Source organism: Ereboglobus sp. PH5-5 (assembly GCF_029504805.1).
Lineage (GTDB): Bacteria > Verrucomicrobiota > Verrucomicrobiia > Opitutales > Opitutaceae > Ereboglobus.
Genome location: NZ_JAQFIT010000005.1, coordinates 183108 through 204450 on the forward strand (window position 1 = coordinate 183108; position 21343 = coordinate 204450).

A 21343-nucleotide genomic window follows, 5' to 3' on the forward strand; every position below is an offset into this window, starting at 1 on the left:
TGCTAAGACAAACTGATTCTCTTTTATCATTTCTTAATCACAAAATACAAAAGCCATTCGAGAATAATCCTGTTTTCATTTCACATTCCATCACCACCCATGCCATCCATCCAACGCTCCACCCTATTCGGTAAACTCAATCCGCTCGCGTATAAGGCACTCGAAGGCGCCACCGTCTTCTGCAAAATGCGCGGCAACCCCTACGTCGAGCTCCTGCACTGGATAAACCAAATCTTCCAGACACAGGACACCGACCTGCACCACATCGCGCGGCACTTCTCGCTCGATGCCTCGCGCCTCGCAGCCGACCTCACCGCCGCGCTCGACCGCCTCCCGCGCGGCGCCACCGCCATCAACGACTTCTCGCCGCACATCGAAAACGCCACCCAGCAAGCGTGGACCTACTCCTCGCTCCTCTTCGGCGAAAACTCCATCCGCACCGGCCACCTCCTCCTCGCGCTCATCAGCACGCCCAGCCTCCGTTCGCTGCTGCTCCAGTTCTCGCCCGAGTTCGGCAAGGTCAAGGAGCAGGCGCTCACGGACAACTTCGCCGACATCACCTCCGGCTCGCCCGAGGCGCGCATGTCCGCCCCCGCATCCGACGCCACCGGTGGAGCCGCCCCCGGCGAGGCCAGCGGCGCCATGTCGCCCGCCCAACTCGGCAAACAGGAAGCGCTCAATCGCTACACCACCGATCTCACCGCGCAGGCTCGCGAAGGCAAAATGGACCCCATCCTTTGCCGCGAGGACGAAATCCGCCAGATCGTGGACATCCTCATGCGCCGCCGCCAAAACAACCCCATCCTCACCGGCGAGGCGGGCGTTGGCAAAACCGCCGTCATCGAAGGTTTCGCGCAACGCATCGTCAAAGGCGACGTGCCCCCCTCGCTCCGCGACGTCACACTCCGCTCCCTCGACATCGGCCTTCTCCAAGCCGGGGCCAGCATGAAAGGCGAGTTCGAGCAGCGCCTCCGCCAGGTCATCGACGAGGTGCAAGCCTCCCCCACCCCCATCATCCTCTTCATCGACGAAGCGCACACCCTCATCGGTGCCGGCGGCGCGGCCGGCACGGGCGACGCCGCCAACCTCCTCAAACCCGCCCTCGCCCGCGGCACCCTCCGCACCGTCGCCGCCACCACCTGGGCCGAATACAAAAAGCACATCGAAAAAGACCCCGCCCTCACGCGCCGCTTCCAGGTTGTCAAAGTCGACGAACCCGACGAAGCCGCCGCCATCGCCATGATTCGCGGCCTCGCTCCCGTCCTTGAAAAACACCATCGCGTGCAAGTCCTCGACAGCGCCGTCGAGGCCGCCGTCAAACTCTCGCACCGCTACATCCCCTCGCGCCAGCTCCCCGACAAGGCCGTCAGCCTCATCGACACCGCCTGCGCCCGCGTCGCCGTCTCGCAGCACGCCACGCCCGCCGAAATCGACGACACCCGCCAGCGCATAATAATCGAGGAAGCCGAGCTCGAAATCCTCGCCCGCGAATCCAAGCTCGGCGCCGACCACGCCGAACGCGAAACCAGGCTCCGCAAAAACCTCGAAGACGACAAAACCCACCTCGCCAAACTCGAGGCCGACTGGACCAGGGAAAAAGAACTCGTCGAAAAAATCATCGCCCTCCGCCGCCAAGTCACCGAAGCCCAAAAAGAGGAAACCCCCGCCACACCTGGTCAGTCCGATCCATCCACTCAGTCAGATCAGTCCGAGAAAAAAACCGGCAAAAAATCCAAAAAGAAAAAGTCCGCCAAGAAATCCGCGAAGTCAGCCCCCGCAAAAACCGCGACTCCCGCCGATCCCCTCATCGCCGAACTCCGCGACCTCGAAACCCAACTCTCCGCCCTCCAAGGCGAGACGCCGCTCATACTCCCCTCGGTCAACGACCAGGCCGTCGCCGCCGTCGTCGCCGATTGGACCGGCATCCCCGTCGGACGCATGGTGAAAAACGAGATCCAGTCCGTCCTCAACCTCGCGGACAACTTGGAAAAACGCATCATCGGCCAGCGCCACGCGCTCGAAGCCATTGCGCGCCGCATCCAGACCTCGCGCGCCAGCCTCGATAACCCGAGCAAACCCATCGGCGTGTTCATGCTCGCCGGCACCAGCGGCGTCGGCAAAACCGAAACCGCCCTCGCCCTCGCCGAAGTCCTCTACGGCGGCGAGCAAAACGTCATCACGATCAACATGAGCGAGTTTCAGGAGGCGCACACCGTCTCCACGCTCAAAGGCGCGCCCCCGGGCTACGTCGGCTACGGCGAAGGCGGCATCCTCACCGAGGCCGTCCGCCGCCGCCCCTACTCGATCGTGCTCCTCGATGAAGTCGAAAAAGCGCACCCCGACGTCCACGAAATCTTCTTCCAAGTCTTCGACAAAGGCTGGATGGAGGACGGCGAGGGCCGCCTCATCGACTTCAAGAACACCATCATTCTCCTCACCACCAACGTCGGCACGGACATCATTACAAACCTCTGCAAGGACCCCGAGCTCATGCCCGACGCCGACGGCATTGCCAAGGCGCTCCGCCCCGCGCTCCTCAAGACCTTCCCCGCCGCGCTTCTCGGACGCCTCGTCACCATCCCCTACTTCCCGCTCAGCGACGAAATGCTCCGCGCCATCATCCGCCTGCAACTCGGCCGCATCGTCAGGCGCATCGCCGCCAACCGCGGCATCACGCTCACCTACACCGACGACGTCGTCGCGCTCATCGCCAGCCGCTGCACGGAAAACGAAAGCGGCGGGCGCATGGTGGACGCCATCCTCACCCAAACCCTCCTCCCCGACATCAGCCGCGAAATCCTCACCCGCCTGATGGAAGGCCGGAACATCAAAACCATCACCGTCGAAACAAAAGACAGCGCCTTCGTTTATAACTACAAAGAGTAACTATATTTTCGATTCTCGATTTTCGATTTTCGATTGGGAGCTACCGCTCCATACCCGCATTCGCAACCGCGCGGTAGCGCGCAATCGAAAATCGAGAATCCAAAATCGAAAATCCTCCCTCCGCCATGTCCGATTACACACAAGACAACCGCCTCCTGCGCATCACCACGCCGCTCGGCAAGGACAAACTCCTCCTCAAAAGCATACGCGGCGTTGAACGGCTCAGCACCCTCTTTGAATACGAGGCCCGCATGCTCAGCGAAGACAACAACATCGACTACAAGGACGTCCTCGGCAAGGACGTGACCATCGAGATCGAAAGCGCCATCAAGGACGGCGGCACCCGCTACATCAACGGCATCGTGCGCTCCTTCGGCCGCACCGGCTCCACCGGCGCCCTCGCCCGCTACGTGGCCGTCATTGTTCCCAAACTCTGGCTCACCTCGCTCACCACCGACTGCCGCATCTTCCAAAAAAAAGACACCAAGACCATCCTCTCCGACATCATCAAAACCGACGCCGGCATAAGCGACTACAAGGACAGCGCCTCCGACTCGGGCAGCACCGAACGCCCCTATTGCGTCCAATACCGCGAAAGCGACCTCGCCTTCGCGTCCCGCCTCATGGAAGAGGAAGGCATCTATTACCACTTCGAGCACGCCGACGGAAAACACACGCTCGTGCTCTGCGATTCCCCAGGCTCGCACTCCGACGCATCCGACGCCGCCACCATCGCCTTCCACAGCAAACGCCTCATACGCGGCGAACAAGGCATCCAGTCTTGGGGCGTGCTCAGCAACGCCATCCCCGGCAACTACGTCCTCGCAGACTACAACTACAAAAGCCCCTCCACCGTCCTCCGCTCCAACGCCACCGAAAGCCGCGGCTACACCGGCGACGACGCGGAAATGTTCGACTACCCCGGCATCTTCGCCGAAAGCACCGACGGCGACAAACTCGCCAAAATTCGCCTCGGCGCGCACCAAGCCACCCACAACACCTACACCGGCACCACCACCGCCGTCACACTCTCCACCGGCACCACATTCTCCCTCGAAAACCACCCCAACACCGCCTTTAACCAAAAATACCTCGTCATCGAAAACGAAATCTTCGCCGAAAATCCCCCCTACACCGACGGCGAGCCCCCCGCCGAGGCAACCTTCCAGTCCCGCATCACCGCCATCATTGCCGACCAGCAATACCGCGCCCCGCAACGCACCCCGATCCCCGACCTCCGCGGCCCGCACTCCGCCATCGTCACCGGGGCCGAGGACGACGAAATCCACACCGACGAATACGGCTGCGTCAAAGTCCGCTTCCACTGGGACCGCGACGACGAGAAAAAAGGCGAGGACAGCACCGTTTACCTCCGCACCGCGCAAATGTGGACCGGCAAAAACTTCGGCACCCTCTTCATCCCCCGCGTCGGCCAGGAAGTCATCGTCGAATTCCTCGACGGCCACCCAGACCGCCCCGTCATCACCGGCTGCCTCTACAACGCCGAAAACCTCCCCCCCTACGCCCTCCCCGACCACAAGACCCGCTCCACCATCAAAACCCACTCCACCCCCGAGGGCGAAGTGTATAACGAAGTCCGCTTCGAGGACAAAAAAGACGAGGAACAACTCCTCATCCACGCCGGCAAGGACCACGAAATCACCACCGCCAACGACCGCGTCGAGCACGTCGGCAACGACACCCACCTCACCGTCCTCAACGACCGCCTCGAACTCATCCACAAGGACCATCACGAGGCCATCGGCGGCATGCACAAACTCAGCATCGGCGCCGGTGCCGAGGGCGTCGAGGGCCCCGACGGCGAAACCAAGGGCGAAGTCGAGGAAGGCGGCGGCCAGCACATCATGATCAAAGGCCCCCGCGTCATCGAAATCGGCGGCAAATCCTCGCTCAAAGTCACCGAGGACGTCGCCGAAACATTCGAGAAAAACCACGCCACCGCCGTCACCGAGCAACGCTACCTCAAGGCCAAGGAAATCGTCCTCGAAGCCGAGGAAAACCTCACGCTCCACGTCGGCGACCATTTTATAGCGATCACCTCCGACGGCATCAAAATCAGCACCACCGCCGACATCGCCATCAACGGCGACGGCAGCATCGCCAGCACCAGCGGAGGCGACATCACCAGCGAGGCCGGCGGCAAATTTGGAGTCACCTCCACAGGCGACACCACCATCGAGGCCACGGGCAACTTCAGCGCCAAGGGCACGAGTGGCGCGGCCGTCGAATCCGACATGAACACCGACATCACAGCCGGCATCAACCTCACCCTCGAAGGCACCGCAAAAGCCGCGATGCACGGAGCCATGGCCGAGGTCAAATCCGACGCCATCCTCACCATCCAGGGCTCCATGGTGAATATCAACTGACGCCCCTCCGCGCCGCGCCCGATCCCCCCCATTACAAAACCCAGCCGTAATTATAATCATTCATTACAAACAAATCTGGTCATTATAATCACAAAAGCATTCTCCGCCTTTATAAAATAATCAACCCTCGCTGGCGTGACACCAAAAACAAAAAATTAAACAATCCAAACCCATGAGCAAACTACCTTCCCAACTGAGCGCCTCCACAAACGCGGCGGCCTGGAAAAAAATCAAAACCGAAAACAAACTGCCGGCCAAGGCTGACTGCGGCCTGGAGGCCGCCCTTGACGAGCTGGACGACGGCCTCAAGGCCTTCAAGCCAAGCTTGGTTCAGCATGGATACACCGTGTTTGCCGCCGCACTGGGCTCCCTTGGCGGAACCAGCGACGATGTTGTGACAGCGGCAAAAAAAGTCCTCAAGCACCCCTCCCTGCCCGCCCCCGCGGCCGGGTTTGCCAAAAAAATAATCGTGGTGGCCCAGGCCATCGCCGGGGCTGTGATTGATGAAAAAATCGCCCTCAAGCAGGAAATTTCCCAAGGGGAAAAAGCGTATAAAACCTTTTTCGAAATTCGCAGCCGCGCGCTCAAGCTGCTGACAGCGGCCCAAGCCCGCTTCAAGAAAAACGTCGAGCTCCTGAAACAACGCGCAGCGGCCTTCACCAAAATCACCACCGACATCAAGGCAAAAAAAATCAAGCAGTCCGAGTATGACTCGAAGCTCTCCCTGATGGAAAAAATTCTGGGTGAAACCAAAACCCTCGTCGCCACCGAGCAGTCTTATTACGACGGGACTGTGTTTCCGGAATTCAAATATCAACGCGAGGGAGGGCGTCAAAAAGTGCGCACGGATGCCGGGGTAAACCCCAACGACAAGGCGCTTGTCACACGCATAATACAAAAAGACACCGGCATTTTCGAAAACCTGTCAAACATACACCTGGAGCTGGTTTCCATGCTGAAGCAAATGGACACGCTCGCATCGGGAATGACTGATAGCAGAAAGGCTGCCGAAGCCGCCATCATGGTCAATCTCACGCTCGAAAAAGGCGCGCTAAAAGACGTGCGCGCGTCCATTCTCAACGGGGCGGCCGCCATCGAGCAGCTGAGCAAGGAGGCCGAGTCGCTGGTCAAGAAGCTGGATGGCAAACGGCTCCTCGGATTGATAAAGGAGCAAATCAAAAACCCGGAGGGGAAAACACCGGACGCGGTTCTGAAGTGGATGGACGGCACAGTGGAAACAGTTGATCAAATATTTGACGAACCCATCGCCAACACCGCCCTGGCGCTGGAGAAACTGGACCAAGCCACGCGCATATACAACAAAACCCTGCTCGAGATTCCGCGCGTCGCGCCCAAGGATGTGGAACCGCAGACCAAAAAACTGGCGGAAATTTACAAGACCTCGCTGACCCTGCGGAAAAAAATACAAACCGATCTGGTCGCCACGAAAAATTATAAAAAACAAGCGGAGGACGCCGCAAAAAAAGCATACCAAGCCGCCGCCAAAAAAGTCAAAAAATAGGCGTCACTGCAAAACGAACCAAACCATTGTCACTTTATGACCAAGGCATCCGGCACAGCCATAGAACCCGATCCGCCCGAGGAGCCCACCGCCCCGAAGGAAGTCGACGAACGCAACGACAGCGCGGAGGGCGAAGGCGGCGCATAAGCCCGTCCTCCCGCCCTCCCTCACCCGCGCCGCGCACAATATAACCACACACGACAAGCACACACCATGAAACTAAAACTCCCCCCAAAGCTCAAATCCCCCTACTCCTACGCCGAGTGGCTTGATCTTGAATATACAAAAGACCCCAAGTTCACCAAGACGCTGAAGTTCCTCAACCTCACGCTCATCAAGATCAAGAAAACCAAGCCGCTCACAGTCGAACTCTTTGAGGAGTTTCGCGAGCACGTCGCCTATTTGATGAAGCGCATTAAAAAAATGCTCGGCGACTCCAAGATGCCGGAGGAGGTGCGCGAATTCATCGAGCCATTCTTCATCCTACTGAAAAAATGGCAGAAGGGCGCGGTCAAGGTGCAGGATCTTCTGATTGAGGAAAGCGACGAAGAAGTCGCCGCAGTCACAGCCGCGTCAAAAAACTTGCAGCAAAACGCGGCATTGGCGGCGGCTTGCCTCAAGGACTACACCCTGCTCGCCCAGACAGTTGACAAATCCCTCAAGGACATCACGAAACTCGACACCATTGTCGGCAAGGGCGTGGCCTCGCCGAAACTCACGTCCGCGGTCAACCAAGTGCGCGCGGGCAAATTGCAGGCATCCCTGGCCGCCACCCAGGCCAAATGCGCCAGGGCCGGCGGCAAACTCGCCGATGCCAGGGAAATCGCCCGCATGGCCGCGTCCGCCAAGGCACAAGGCAACCGGGAATTGGCCGATCAATGCGTCAAATTGACCGCCCAAATCCAATCCATTGAAAAAACAAGCAAGGCAGTGGATGCAGGTATCGCCAAATACGACCTAATCGCAAAAAAACTACTAAAAGCTTTTGACGCGCGAACCAAAGCATAACACACACACAGCCCGTAGATGGAATCACACGACATAGTCAAAGAACTACTCAAACGAGTTCCTGCGAAGCACGTTGCGCAGGAACTCGGCGTGTCTCTATCCCTCGTGTATAAATGGGCCGAGGCACCCATCGTCGGCAGCGGCACAAGCAATCCGCTTGACCGCATCGAGGTGCTCACGCGCCTCGCCGGCGACATGGCCCCGCTCGAATGGCTCTGCTCGCGCTTTGAGGGCACATTTGTCAAACGCCCCACCGAGGAGATCACAACCGAGGATTTTTTATATCGAATCAGCCGGATCATAATTGAGCTCGGCCATGTGCTCGGCGAATTTTCTGAATCCGACGGCAGCATTGAACTGGTTTCGGCCAGCAAAGCCCAGGACGTCCGCTTACGTTGGGAGAAAGCCAAGGCGACCATCGAATCGTTCCTCATCGCCGCCGAACAAGGCCAGTTCAGCAAGACCGCCCGGGCAACAGGGGACGGAGGCGCGGCAAAGCAAAAAATTACCCCCACCCGCTACAAGCGATCACTGGGACTCAATCCGGAACGCCCCCGCGTGCCCCTCAACACCACTGTTAAAAAACCAATGTAGAAATTCTCGCCATGGCTACCTTTACCGCACCCGAAATACCACAAATCCTGACTCTCAAACACTGGCTGGGAGCCAAGGATATTCCCGCCTCGCTGAAGGATAAATCCAAATGCGAAAAGGCGCTCGCCGAGCTCAACAAGGCCTTTAACAAAGCGGGCTTCGGCGCGCTCGCGCCCTTCTTCAAGCAAAGCCCCGCATGGGCCCAATATCATTACAAGCGCTGGAGCAAAACATGCGACGACTTGGTGCGCGAAGTCATTGTCGGGGGAGTCATCACTCTGCGCGAGGCAATCGGTGAAGTGCGCAACGCCGCCGTAACCACGGAAAAAAGCGTCGACAAAAAAGACCCGCTCGCGCCCAAAAGCGCCGCGTTGCTCCGCAAAATGTCGCAAGCCGCCGACGCACTTCTCAAGGAATTGCGCCCCGAAATCATAGAAACGGCGATTCGCAACAAGGAAAAAAACGTCAACAATGAAATGTATAAGCACGCCGCCGCGCCGCTGGAGGACATGAAAAAACATGCGGCCAGGGCGAAGGCGGCCGGCGCGCTAGTGGCTCGCAACCCCGCCGCGGCCATATATAACAAAGTCATCGGAAGCGGAGCCGGAGGTCTCGCGCGCGAAATGGCGGCAACCCTGATATCCATAGCCGCGTTGCCCGCGACCAAGGGAATCGAATACGCCGGTGCCGGTGACGCCGCCCGCTTGGCGAAAGAGCTGATGGCATCGTCCCCGCTGCCCGCCGCCGCCGACAAAAACGCCGTCGCCTCCGCGCTTAAAAATTTCCTGCAAATCGCCGCCATTGCCGCCAAACTTCCAAAACTTAAGTTCTAAGCGATAGCCCCGGACGAAACTCGCGGGAAAAATTGTGGGGCGATTAAAAATCGCGGTCACGGGCGGCGTGCGCCGCCCTTTTTGCGCAACCATCGCCCGTTCGAAACGTCATACTCGGGACGTCATACTCGGGATTCGCACGTTTCGCCCAAATCGCCATTGCGCGCTTCGCCGAAGTCGCAAATAAGAATCTTTCAAAAACAACGCCACCCCCATTACACAATCATGAACACACGCCGCGATTTTATCAAAAAAGGCCTTGTGGCCGGCGCAACCGCAGCCGCCCTCCCCACCCTCGGAAATCTCGTCGCCGCCGACGCGCCGGCCTCCGGCGGCGTCCCCGACCTTATCACCGTCAAGGGCGAGGACCGCGTCGCCATGCTCGACCGCGCGCTTGAGGCGTTCGGCGGCATCGGAGCCTTCGTCAAGAAAGGCCAGAAGGTCGTCATCAAACCCAACATCGGCTGGGACAAGCCGCCCGAACTCTGCGCCAACACCCATCCCGACATCGTCGCGCGGCTCGTCACGCTTTGCCTCGGGGCCGGCGCAAGCGAGGTTTCCGTTTTCGACAACACCTGCGACCAGTGGGACAAATCCTACAAAACCAGCGGCATCGCCGACGCCGCCCGGGCCGCCGGCGCGCGCGTGCTCCCCGCCAATGACGACTCGTATTACCGCGACGTCGAAATCCCCGGCGGCGTTTCGATCAAAAAGGTGAAAGTCCACACCGCCATCCTCGACAGCGATGTCTTCATCAACGTCCCCGTGCTCAAGCACCACAGCGGCGCCACCATGACCGCCTGCATGAAAAACCTCATGGGCATCGTCTCGAAGGCAGACCAGCGCTCGTATCACCGCAACGGCCTGCACCAGTGCATCGCCGACATCCTCAGCTTCAAAAAACCCGACCTCAACATCCTCGACGCCTTCAGCCCGATGAAACGCAACGGCCCCAAGGGCGTCACCGTCGCCGACCTCGACACGAGCGTAAAACAACTCCTCATCTCGCGCGACATCGTGGCGATCGACGCCGCCGCCTCGCGCATCATGGGCCACAAGCGCGACATCGAGCACGTGCGCATCGCCGCCGAGGCGGGCCACGGGCGCAACAATCTCGGCGAGCTAAAAATCGAGCGCGTGCGAATGACCGCGTAAACAAGGTAGGGCGAACCCTCCGGGTGAGCCGAAACCCATCGCGATATTCGAACAATTTCGGCTCACCCGGAGGGTTCGCCCTACCAAATATCACTCACTCCCAAAAACACATCGCTCCTACGAGACATTAAAAAACTTCCCCGTGAGCGCCCGACCCAATCCTGCCAAATCCCCCTCCCCCGCCAAAGGTAGCTCCGTCCTCCGCCGCCTGCGCATCGTCGCGGCGTTCGCGAGTATTCTGATCGCGCTCGCCGCGTTCATCGACTTCCGCGATCTCGTTCCCAATCACCTCAAGCACGTTTACACCTCGATTCAGTTCGTGCCCTCGGCGCTCACGTTCGCGACCGCGTTCCACGCCACCGCGCTCGCGTGCCTGCTCATCCTCGCGCTCACGTTTGCGTTCGGGCGCGTCTATTGCTCGGTGATTTGTCCGCTCGGGATTTTGCAGGATGTCATTTCGCGCATCTCCGCAAAAATCCGCCGCAAACCGCCCTACAAACTTCCCGCCAAAAAAGCGCACAACACGCTTCGCCACGCGATTCTCGCCGCCACGCTCCTCGCCATCGTCGCCGGCTGGGGCGGCGTCGCGCTCGCGTGGCTCGATCCCTACAGCCATTTCGGACGCTTCGCCTCGACGCTCTTCCGTCCGCTCGCTGTGGTCGCCAACAACATCGCCGCCACCGTCGCCAACGCGCTCGGCCACCCCGCAGCTATTCCGCAGGCCAACGTCAGCTTCGCCGCCGCGGGCGCGCTCCTGCCCCCGCTCCTCATTTTCATCGCCGTCGCGATCATGGCCGCCAAACGCGGACGCCTCTGGTGCAACACCGTCTGCCCCGTCGGCACGCTGCTCGGCCTCGTCTCGCGCCGCGCGCTCTGGCGCGTCAGCATCGACAAGACAGCCTGCGTAAAATGCGGCGACTGCCTGCGCGCCTGCAAGGCGCAGTGCATCGACCTGCGCGCCGCCGAGATCGATTTCTCACGCTGCGTCGCCTGCTACGATTGCATCTCCGTGTGCGACGAGGGCGGCGTGAAATACCGCTGGCACGGCGTGTCCGCGCGACGGGAGTCGCGCGGAATTTCAAATCTTAAATCGCAAATTCCAAATTCCATCGCCCGTCCGCCTTCGCGCGCCAACCGCCGAGCCTTCATTTCCACGGCGATGGCCGGCACGCTCGCAACCGTCGGGGCGACCGCGCTTCTTGCCTCGCGCGGCATCGCGCAAAACGGCGGGCGACAGGGCAAGGGACCGAAAGGCCTGGGCCAGCACGGGCAAGGACACGGACGCGGGCGCGATTTTTCCAAGCTCGACAATCCCGAAGTCGTCGCGCCGCCCGGCGCGCAAAGCGTCGCGCGCATCCTCTCGCAATGCACCGCGTGCCAGCTCTGCGTGAGCGCGTGCCCGAGCCACGTGCTCGAACCCGCGTTTCTCGAATACGGAAATCTCGCCGGCCTCATGAAGCCGCGCCTCAATTTCGACAAGAGTTTTTGCAATTTTGACTGCACCGTCTGCTCCGACGTCTGCCCCGACGGCACGATCCTGCATCTCGCCAGGGACGCCAAGCACACCACGCGCATCGGCCTCGCCCACACGGCGCACCCGCGCTGCATCATTGTCAAGGACGGCACCGCCTGCGGCGCCTGCGCCGAGCACTGCCCCACGGGGGCGTTGCAAATGAAAAAGCCACCCGGCCACGCCGACGCCGTGCCCGTGGTCGATCCGCGCTACTGCATCGGATGCGGCGCGTGCCAATACGCCTGCCCGGTGACGCCGAAGGCGATTGTCATAAGCGGAATCGCAAAACACGAAACCGCCGAAAAGCTCGTGCAGGAACAAGTCGCCCCCACGACCACCGACGATTTTGCGTTCTGAGCACGGATTTCCCGAGCAATTCTAAAAACGTCCCCGCGCGTTGAGCCTCAACGATTGAGGATTTCGGCGAGCGGAATTTTTTGGAAAACCATGTTTGCGGCACCGGCTTCGTAGAGAATGCCGATGGTTTGTTCGTCAACCGAGGTGAGGCACGAGTAGGCGCTGCGTTTTTCCTCGTTGAGCAAAATCCAATGGCGCGCCGGCCATGTGGCGCCGTTGTCGAAACTGACCTTGATGGTCATTTTTTCCCGCGCCTTCTTGGAGTTCGGATTGGCAAACAGCAGGATGCTTTTCCGCGAACCGTCGGGGGCGGCGTATTCATGGCGATGAAGCGCGGCCATGCAGCCCGGCTCGACCAGCGCGCCGGACGAGGGATGTTCCCGCCACGTCTTTCCAAGATCGTGCGTGACCGTAACCGCGCGGCTGCCCTGGTCGCGGCCTCTGCGGGAGTTGAGCATGATGGAACCGTCGTCGAGTTGGACGATTTGATTTTCGTTGGAACCGGAATAAGCGGGATGGCTGGCGGACCATGTTTTCCCGGCATCGCGACTCAAAACGATGTTTGAAAAGGCGAGCCCCTTCTCGTCCCGCCCCTGGGCGGGCATAACAAGGGTGCCGTCCTTCAACATGATGCCGCGTCCGGGCGCGGGTGCGAACAGCCACCATTCCTCCTTTTTTAACGCGCGGGTGAGGTTTTTCGGCGGCGACCAGGTGCGTCCGTCATCGGTGCTTTTGGCTAGAAGAAATTGGGAGGTTTGTTTCACGCCAAAACCCGGTTGCGAGCTTTTCGCGCGCCATTGATGCGTCCACTCGGTGGAATTTTCGCTCAGCCCTTCAATCCAACGACCCTCCGCGTCGAGCAGTCCGTGCATCCACAAGCCCGCGACATAAACGTCGCCAGTGCGATCATCCACGAGGATGCAGGCATCGCTCACGCCGTTGTATCTTTGCGGGAGGCCGCCCCATTCGCCCATGTCGAGCACGATGCGCATGGGCTCCCAATTTTGCCCCCCATCGGTGCTGCGGCTCAGGCCGATGTCGATGTCCCCCTGGAGGTCTCGCGATTTCTCCCTGCGCACGTCGTATATGGCGAGCAGCGTGCCCTTGGGCGTAGTGACGATGCCGGGAATCCGGAAGCGCGCAACGCCGTCGTCCCCTGCCTGACGAACCGCGACACCCACGCGCAATCCCGGCGCGGGCATGGCGGCCCCGGCGATGCGTTTTCCGTCGATTTGCATCCATGCGCACGAGACGTTGATTCGGTTGAGCAAATCGGCGCTTGGTTTGAGACGGATGGAGATTTTGAAAACGCCCGGTGGAACGCCCGCCGCCTGCGAGCCTGCGAACACCATTTCCCCCGCGACGGGCGCGCGCGTTTCACCGAACGGATGGCTTTTTTTGTCGCGCCCCGCATAGTGAATGCGAACCGATGCGATGTCGTTGAGGTCGGTCGTTCCGTCGAGATTGATTGCGATTTTTTCGACGGTGCACGGGTGCTCGTTGTTGAGCCGGATTTCAAGCGCGGTGTTGTTTTGAGCCAGTGTGAGAACCGGCGCTTCGCGACGGGAGAATCGGGGTTCGATATTCTTGGCGTGCGCAAGTGTCGCGCAGGCCAGGGTGAGCAATATTATAACAAGCGTGCGGTGAGTTTTCATTTTAATGCGGGTAAATGCGCGCGCAAGAAACGCGCGTCTCATAACGGCGGCGGGCAACAAAAAACGCGAACTCAATGTTCGCGTTTTTTATTTCGTCAAGCCGGATTGGGCGCGGTTTTTGGAAGCCCGCCGTCGTCGGAGGCGGGTTTTGTGGACGCGGGTTTTGGCTCGGCGGGTTTTTCCGCGGGCTTCGACATGGATTCGTTGATCACGGGGGATTTTATTTCGCCGTGCTGAAGGATTTCCATGATGTGCTTGCCCTCGAGCGTCTCGTATTCGATGAGTGCCTGCGCGATCTTGTCGAGCGCCTCGCGGTGCTCGTTGATGATCGTTTCGGCGCGATCATATTGGAGCGAGATGATTTTCGAGATGGCGTCGTCAACCTTGCGGGCGGTGTCCTCGCTGATGTGTTGCGAGCGCGTGATGTCGCGGCCGAGAAAAACGGTGTCCTGATCCTGCCCGAGCGCGATGGGGCCGAGATCGCTCATGCCGTAATCGCAAACCATGGAGCGCGCGGTGGCGGTCGCCTGCTTGATGTCCGCGGCGGCGCCGGTGCTGATTTCGTGGGTCACGAGTTTTTCGGCAATGCGCCCGCCCATCGCCATGCAGATGTAATTGAGCAGGCGTTTTTTGGACATGGAGCGGATGTCCTTGGTGGGAAGCGTGGCGACAAAACCGAGCGCGCGTCCGCGCGGCAAAATCGTGGCCTTGTAAATGGGGAGCGTGCCGTCGTCGAGGACGGCCTGGAGGACGGCGTGTCCGGCCTCGTGCCATGCGGTGGATTTTTTTTCCTCGTCGTCCATCAGCTTGCGGCGTTCGCGGCCCCATATGACTTTGTCTCGCGCATCAATAATATCGACCATCTCGACGCGCTTCTTGTTGCGGCGGGCGGCGAGGAGCGTGCCCTCGTTGAGAAGGTTGGCGAGGTCGGCGCCGGAAAGCCCGGAGGTGCCGCGCGCGATGGCGTTGAGATCGACGTCGTCGGAGAGGGAAATCTTGCGGGCGTGCACGCGAAGGATTTGTTCGCGGCCAATGAGGTCGGGCACATCAACGTGAACCTGACGGTCGAAACGTCCGGGACGCAGCAGCGCCTGGTCGAGAACATCGGGGCGGTTGGTCGCGGCGATGATAATGACGCCCTCGGTGGTGTCGAAACCGTCCATCTCGACGAGGAGCGAGTTGAGTGTTTGCTCGCGCTCATCGTTGCCGCCGCCGAGTCCCGCGCCGCGCTGGCGCCCGACGGCGTCGATTTCGTCGATGAAGATGAGGCAGGGCGCGTTTTTGCGGCCTTGCTCAAACATGTCCCGCACGCGGCTGGCGCCGACGCCGACAAACATTTCGACAAAGTCGGAGCCGCTGATCGAGAAGAACGGCACATCGGCCTCGCCCGCGACGGCCTTGGCGAGAAGCGTTTTGCCCGTGCCCGGAGGGCCGACCATGAGGATGCCCTTCGGAATCTTGCCGCCCATGCGGGTGAACTTTTTCGGGTCCTTCAGAAAATCGACAACCTCGGAAACTTCCTCCTTGGCCTCGTCGCAACCGGCGACTTCGGCGAAGGTGATTTTATCGCGATCTCGAGTGAGGAGCTTGGCCCGGCTTTTGCCAAAACTCATCGCGCCCTTGCCCGCGTTGCGGAGCTGGCGGAAAAAGAGGAAATAAATGACGGCAATCAGCACGCCGAACATGAGCAGTTGCGAGCCGATGGTTTCAAACCAGCTCGAGCTTTGTTTCTCGGTGTAGAGGCCGGAGTGCTGGAGAACTTCGAGATTTTTGTCCGTGAGCCGGCCTTCGGCAACGAAACGGGTCGGTTTGGGCGCGCCAGGCTTTAACGTGAGCCCGTCGGGGAGCTTGGCGTCCTGGACGAGCTCGCCGCTGATTGTCATCCAATCGCGTCCGCCGGCGAGCTTGGGCTCGATGACACCGCTCTTGATCTGGTTCACCTGGGTGAGATTAACGACCTGCTGGATGTTGAGCTTGGCAGTTTCGCCGCTGCTGCCCATGCGCCCGCCGAACATGTAAAGAGCCGCGCACGCGGCAATGAGGCCGAACCAAATGATCCAGACCTTCGGCTGGAAGCCTTCCGGCGGAAGGCTTTTCAGGGGACGGCGTTTTTTGTCGTTTTTGGGTTCTGGCATTTCGTTATTTCTGTGAATTGTGTAAAGACTTTGGAAACAAGGTGCGGGTTCCGCGACGATATGTCAAATGCAGCGCCTGTTGTGTATGCGCCGTGATCTTCCAAGCGTCGGCGGGAGGAATACCCGGAACCCAGAGAATTTCAGCGACGTCCGTTTGTTTGTCACGGACAAAACAAACAACCGGCAGCGCCAGCCGGCGCGCATGCGGAATTTTACGATTTATGAGCAGATCGGAAATTTTAGCCGAACCAGGCGCGCCAAGCGGTTGATAACGGTCACCGGGCTGCAAGGAGCGGACGACAAGGCCGCCCGGCCCGGGCGAAACAAAAACCGCGCCACTCGGATCATGACGGCCCGAGAGAATTTCGTCACGAAGTTCGCCGGTGAGCGCAATAGGCTCCGCCGCAAGTGTCGCGCCGTCGGGCAGGCTGAGCACGAAAGGCGCGGTGGCGGAAAAGTTGAATGAGGGGACGGTGCCCGCGGGCGGCTCGATGCTCAGGATGCCATTTTCAAAAACAGCAACGGCATCGCCAACACTCGTCCGTTTTGCAGCAGCGCCGCCGGGATTCTCGCAAATGGCGAGAAGTGCCTCGAAGCCGGCGCGCGCGAGTTCGGAGGCGGGATGCCAGCGACGAAGCGCGCGTCGAAGCAAGGCGCGGGGTTTGCCCGCGAGCGCGCGCAAGTCGAGCGAACGGGGCGTGAGCGCGGACGCGGGAAGCAACTCGTCAAGCCACGCGTCGAGCGCGGCGGCATCCTCCTCGAGAAGCTCGCGCGTGAGCGCGGCGCCGGCAAGCGCGTCGTTGTTTTGGGACGCGGCGATGAACGCGGGCAGCATGTCGCGGCGAATGCGATTGCGAAAAAAATCCCCCTCGCGATTGGTCGCGTCCTCGCGCCACGCGACCCCGCGCGCTCGAAGCGCGCCGGTGATTTCGCGCTTCGAAAGCGCGAGGAGCGGACGAATAAAAACGCGCCCGTTCGCATGCGCGTGAACCGGGCGCGGCGCCGCAAGCCCGGCGGTGCTGCTGCCGCGCGCCAGCCGCATGAGCTGTGTTTCGGCGATGTCGTCAAGTTGGTGGCCGAGCCAAAGCACGCGCGCGCCGAGTGCGGTCATTTCGCGGGCGAAGAAAACGTGGCGGGCGTCGCGCGCATCGGCTTCGCTGGCGTTGGCGCGTGCGTCGGCGTCCGCGTGCGTCCAATGGCTAACCCGCAATTCCACGCCGCGCGCGGCGCAAACATCACGGCAAAATTGCTCGTCCCCGTCGCTGGCCTCGCCGCGCAAGTGATGGTTAAAATGGAGCGCGACAATTTTCCGCTCCGGCCAGTGCTCGCGCAGCGTGATGAGAAGCGCGAGCGAATCCGCCCCGCCCGAAAACGCCACGCACCAGGGCGCGCCCCCGTCCGCTTGCCCATCCGCCCGCGCAAGCGCGGCGGGATGCAGCGCGGTGCGGGGAAAAAGCGGCGTGGCGGATGGATTGATGGCGGGCATTTTTGGATGAGCTCGTAAATGAACCCCGCAATGCAAACCCGCGAATACCGCCGGGCAAGCAGATACAATCACCGCGGCAAATACGTGCCGCAGGATTCGCGCACGACGAGGCGCGGTGTGGCCAGGAACGCGCACGCCGGCGCGAGCGGGTTGTTGATGCGGCGCATCATCGCCTCAAACGCCAGCGCCGCCACTTCGTCGCCGGGCTGGTGGATTGTCGTCAGCGGCACCGCGACCAGCGTCGCGTATTTCGCGTCGTCAAAACCGGCCACGCGCAAATCGCCCGGCACGCGGATGCCGAGTTTGATCAGCGACTGGAGCAGTTGCGCCGCCGTGCGGTCGTTGGCGCAAATGCACGCGTCCCATTTCTTTCGCGCAAAAACCGACCGCACAAACTTCGCGTCCGCCGGGTTGCCCTCGATCACATCGCCCCTGGTTTCGGCATTCGCGCGCGCCATCGCCTCCCGCATGCCCGCGATGCGCGCCGCAACCGTGGAGGCGGAATACGGTTTTGTGAAAAACGCGATGCGGCAGCAGCCAAGCAGGAGCAGGTGCGAGGCGATTTTATAACCCGCCGCAAAATTGTCCATGGACGCCAGGTCGAACCCGCTCCGCTGCGGATATTTCTCAATGTCACGGTCCACCAGCACAATTGCGATTCCCGCCTCGGTCAGCCGCGACACGATGCGATGGTTCACCTCCGACTGTGTTTTTGAAAGCTCCAGGGGCGCGAAAAAAACGCCCGCCATCCGGCGCTCGATATAGTCGGAACACATCCGCTCGGCCTGCTCCGATTCGTCCTTGATTCGCGCGCCGGGTGAAAGGTTCGGCGGAGAGGCTTTGCTCCATGCGATGTCGATGCCATGCGCGCGCGCCAGACTCGCGAGTTGCCCGCAGATTTTCTCGAAAATCTCAGTTGATTCCCACTGGGGCATGAGAATGCCAAGCGTCGGCCTGCCCGTCACCGCCTTGGGCTGGCTCGCGACAAAGGAGCCGGCGCCCGCCCGGCGTTCCACCAAGCCCGCGTCCGCGAGATCCCGCAAGGCGCGTCCCGCCGTCGGGCGTGACACACCGTAACTTTTGACGAGCGCCGACTCGCTCGGCAGCCGATGCCCCGGCGCATATTGGCCGGAAAGGATTTTTTCGCGCAATACCGCCGCGATGCGCATGTATTTCGGGTTGGTGTCTCCGGGAAGTTTTTGATGCCTCAAAGCTGACATGACAAATATGCAACCTGTCTTGTCAGGAATATGGCAGGCTGCGCAAGAATGTAATTGGCAGCCGTGCGCGCGACGGGGATTTGTGGAGCAAGTTCATTCCCTGCCATGCGCAATCCCGCCACTCCCCCGAAACATCCCCTCCCCTCGCGCGCTCGACGGTTTCTGTCGTTTGTCGCAACCCGGCTCCCGGCATTCCTCGTGCCGCTTCTTTTTGCCGCTGTAAATGCGCAAACCTCCCATCCCGTTTTCAAGGACCCTGTCGCCGTCTGGAACATGGACGCCCCAAAATCAACCGCCGGCGATTCAGTGACGATTTCCGGCGCGGTCTCGCTCGGGCAGCCGCTTGACAGCGGCGACCGCGCGGCCTCGCGCGCTCGCGGAGGCGACGGGATTGCGGCGCGCTTCTCGGGCGGATTCCTCCGTGCCGACCGTTTCGCCGCGCCGAAGGGTGACCGTCTCACGATTCTCCTTCGCATAAAACCCACCGCCGGCCTGGCGAACAGCGAGCTCTTTTGCAAACACGGCGGCCATGCCAAAACCTCCTTCAACGTTTACGCCAACAACGGCGCCATCGGTTTCCAGATCGGCGTGAAGGGCCGGCCAAATCTTGGCGCGGATGTCCGCCTGCCGGCGTCCGCCATCGAGCGGGGCGCGTGGCACGACGTCATTGCCCGCTACGACGGGCGGCAAATCGCGCTGTTCGTCAACGGACGCCGTGTCGCGTCCGCGCCGGTGTCCGGCGAGCTGCGCGAAAACGTGGAGCCGCTGATCATCGGCAAAGCCATGCGCGGCGACATCGACCACGCCGCGATCTGGGCGCGCGCGCTTTCCGACGACGAGATTGTTGCGCTGAGCGGGGGCGCCGCGCACGTCGCGAAAAACCAGAAGGCGCTTCGCCCGAAGGTCGAGGCCGTGACCGGCAGGGACGGGCTCGGCACGGTTGACCAGCTCCGCGCCGCGCGCGACCTGCGCGCCAAGCTCGCCGCCGATCCGCACCGCCCGCGCTACCACCTCATGCCGCCCGACGGTTATTGGAACGACATCAACGGCACGCTTTATTGGAAGGGCCGCTACCATGTCATGTTTCTCGGACGCCAGGCACCCGACACGCAGACCGTCCTTGAGGGCCGCGACAACGACCACCCGCGCGAAATCTGGCTGCACGCGTCGAGCGCCGACCTCGTGCACTGGGTGCACCACACGCCCGCGGTCGCTCCCGTTTTCGACGGCTCGATGCCGCGAGGCATTTACAGCGGCGATGCCGTGAACGACGCGCCCGTGCCCACGCTCATATACCACGTCCCCGGGCAGGGCACCTGCATCGCCACCGCCGACGATCCCAACGACCCCGAGCTCGTGCGCTGGACGCCCGACCCGCGCAACCCGGTTATCTCCGACAAAACCGCGCCGCCCGAAGTCCGCGTCTTCGATCCCACCGCCTGGCGCGAAGCCGACGGCACCTACTACGCGCTCATCGGCAACAAAAACGGCACGCCCGGCTACGAGGGCGACAGTAACAGCCTCTACCGCTCCACCGACCTCGTGAACTGGGAGTATCGCGGGCCGTTCTACAAATCCGACCGCAAGTGGACCGCCGCGCACGAGGACGCCGCCTGTCCCGACTTTTTCCCCATCGGCAACGGCAAGCACATGCTCCTCATGCACTGCCACCAGCCGTTCAACAGCGTGCATTATTACATCGGCGCCTGGGATCGCGCCGCCGAAAAATTCATCCCCGAATCGCACGGGCGCATGAGCTGGGCCGCCGGCTCCGTCGCCGGCCCCGAGACCTTGCTCGACGGCAAGGGCCGCCGCGTCTTTTGGGGCTGGGTGCAGGAACCCTACCGCCCCACGCAAATCAGGGGGCAAACCGTCGCCTCGGTGACATGGGCTTCCGTCGCCACGCTGCCGCGCATCCTCTCGCTGTTCCCCGACAACACGCTCCGCATCCAGCCCGCGCCCGAGCTCGAAGCCCTCCGCCACAACGAGCGCTCGCTCTCGAACTTCACCGTCTCCGGCGAACGCGACCTCGGCGGCCTTAGCGGCGACACGCTCGAAATCCGCGCCAAAATCACCCCCGGAAAATCCGGGCGCTTCGGCATCATCGTCCGCGCCACGCCCGACCGCGCCGAGCAAACCGTGATCTGGATCGACCCCGGCAAAAACACGCTCACCGCCGACATCTCCAAATCCACCCTCAACCCCGCCGCCCGCTGGACCAAGGGCCGCGCCGCGTTCCTGAAAAACCTCCCGCGCGACCAACATTATGTCACCGAGCAAACCGCCCCGTTCACGCTCGCGCCCGGCGAGGCCGCCGACCTGCGCGTGTTCGTGGACAAGAGCGTCATCGAGGTTTATGTGAACGAGCGCCAGTGCCTCACGCAGCGCGTTTATCCGACGCGCCCCGACGCGAAGGACATCGCGCTCATCGCCGAGGAGTCACCGGTCACCGTCGAAAAACTCCAAGTCTGGGACATGCACCCGACGCAGTAATTCTCCCGACGCACAAACAACGCCGGCCTGACATGAGAATTCAAAGTGATATTAGCGAAGCGCGCTTGCGCAAGGAGGGGTGGCGTCCCACCGCCC

The 21343-nt window shown here is 61.3% G+C and carries 13 protein-coding genes; 9 read left to right on the plus strand and 4 right to left on the minus strand.

All coding sequences use genetic code 11. The features are described 5' to 3' along the window. Nucleotides 1–99: 99 nt before the first annotated feature. The 8 genes from tssH to M2103_RS04795 all read left to right on the plus strand — a co-directional run bounded on the left by tssH (nt 100) and on the right by M2103_RS04795 (nt 12258). Nucleotides 100–2886, plus strand: a complete 2787-nt coding sequence (tssH, locus tag M2103_RS04760; protein WP_277509087.1) for a type VI secretion system ATPase TssH — start codon at nt 100–102, stop codon at nt 2884–2886. A gap of 125 nt (nt 2887–3011) precedes the next feature. Next, complete coding sequence (gene tssI / locus M2103_RS04765) at nt 3012–5276, plus strand: type VI secretion system tip protein TssI/VgrG (protein ID WP_277509088.1); 2265 nt, start codon at nt 3012–3014, stop codon at nt 5274–5276. A 172-nt stretch (nt 5277–5448) separates the two neighbouring features. Next, nucleotides 5449–6798, plus strand: coding sequence for a hypothetical protein (locus M2103_RS04770; RefSeq protein WP_277509089.1), 1350 nt, complete (start codon nt 5449–5451; stop codon nt 6796–6798). A 213-nt stretch (nt 6799–7011) separates the two neighbouring features. Continuing rightward, entirely contained in the window at nt 7012–7806 is a 795-nt protein-coding gene (locus M2103_RS04775; RefSeq protein ID WP_277509090.1) for a hypothetical protein, read from the plus strand. Nucleotides 7807–7896: 90 nt separating this feature from the next. After that, nucleotides 7897–8400, plus strand: a complete 504-nt coding sequence (locus M2103_RS04780) for a hypothetical protein (RefSeq protein ID WP_277509092.1) — start codon at nt 7897–7899, stop codon at nt 8398–8400. Between the two features lie 11 nt (nt 8401–8411). Beyond that, nucleotides 8412–9233 carry a hypothetical protein gene (locus tag M2103_RS04785; protein ID WP_277509093.1) on the plus strand — a complete coding sequence of 274 codons (822 nt, stop codon included), beginning with the start codon at nt 8412–8414 and terminating at the stop codon, nt 9231–9233. 225 nt (nt 9234–9458) lie between these two features. Continuing rightward, complete coding sequence (locus tag M2103_RS04790; RefSeq protein ID WP_277509094.1) at nt 9459–10388, plus strand: DUF362 domain-containing protein; 930 nt, start codon at nt 9459–9461, stop codon at nt 10386–10388. Between the two features lie 142 nt (nt 10389–10530). After that, nucleotides 10531–12258, plus strand: coding sequence for a 4Fe-4S binding protein (locus M2103_RS04795; protein ID WP_277509095.1), 1728 nt, complete (start codon nt 10531–10533; stop codon nt 12256–12258). 47 nt (nt 12259–12305) lie between these two features. On the opposite strand, the gene M2103_RS04800 is transcribed toward M2103_RS04795, so the two are convergent. From M2103_RS04800 to M2103_RS04815, 4 genes are all read right to left on the minus strand, one after another. Further along, nucleotides 12306–13913, minus strand: a complete 1608-nt coding sequence (locus M2103_RS04800) for a sialidase family protein (protein ID WP_277509096.1) — start codon at nt 13911–13913, stop codon at nt 12306–12308. 95 nt (nt 13914–14008) lie between these two features. Then, on the minus strand, nt 14009–16048 hold the full coding sequence (gene ftsH, locus M2103_RS04805; protein ID WP_277509097.1) for an ATP-dependent zinc metalloprotease FtsH: 2040 nt from the start codon (nt 16046–16048) through the stop codon (nt 14009–14011). 4 nt (nt 16049–16052) lie between these two features. Next, nucleotides 16053–17534, minus strand: a complete 1482-nt coding sequence (gene tilS / locus M2103_RS04810; RefSeq protein ID WP_277509098.1) for a tRNA lysidine(34) synthetase TilS — start codon at nt 17532–17534, stop codon at nt 16053–16055. 68 nt (nt 17535–17602) lie between these two features. Continuing rightward, nucleotides 17603–18754: a substrate-binding domain-containing protein gene (locus M2103_RS04815; RefSeq protein WP_277509099.1), complete on the minus strand. Its 1152-nt coding sequence runs from the start codon at nt 18752–18754 to the stop codon at nt 17603–17605. Nucleotides 18755–18859: 105 nt separating this feature from the next. On the opposite strand from M2103_RS04815, the gene M2103_RS04820 reads away from it, so the two are divergent. Next, nucleotides 18860–21247: a GH32 C-terminal domain-containing protein gene (locus M2103_RS04820; RefSeq protein WP_277509100.1), complete on the plus strand. Its 2388-nt coding sequence runs from the start codon at nt 18860–18862 to the stop codon at nt 21245–21247. Nucleotides 21248–21343 lie beyond the last annotated feature (96 nt).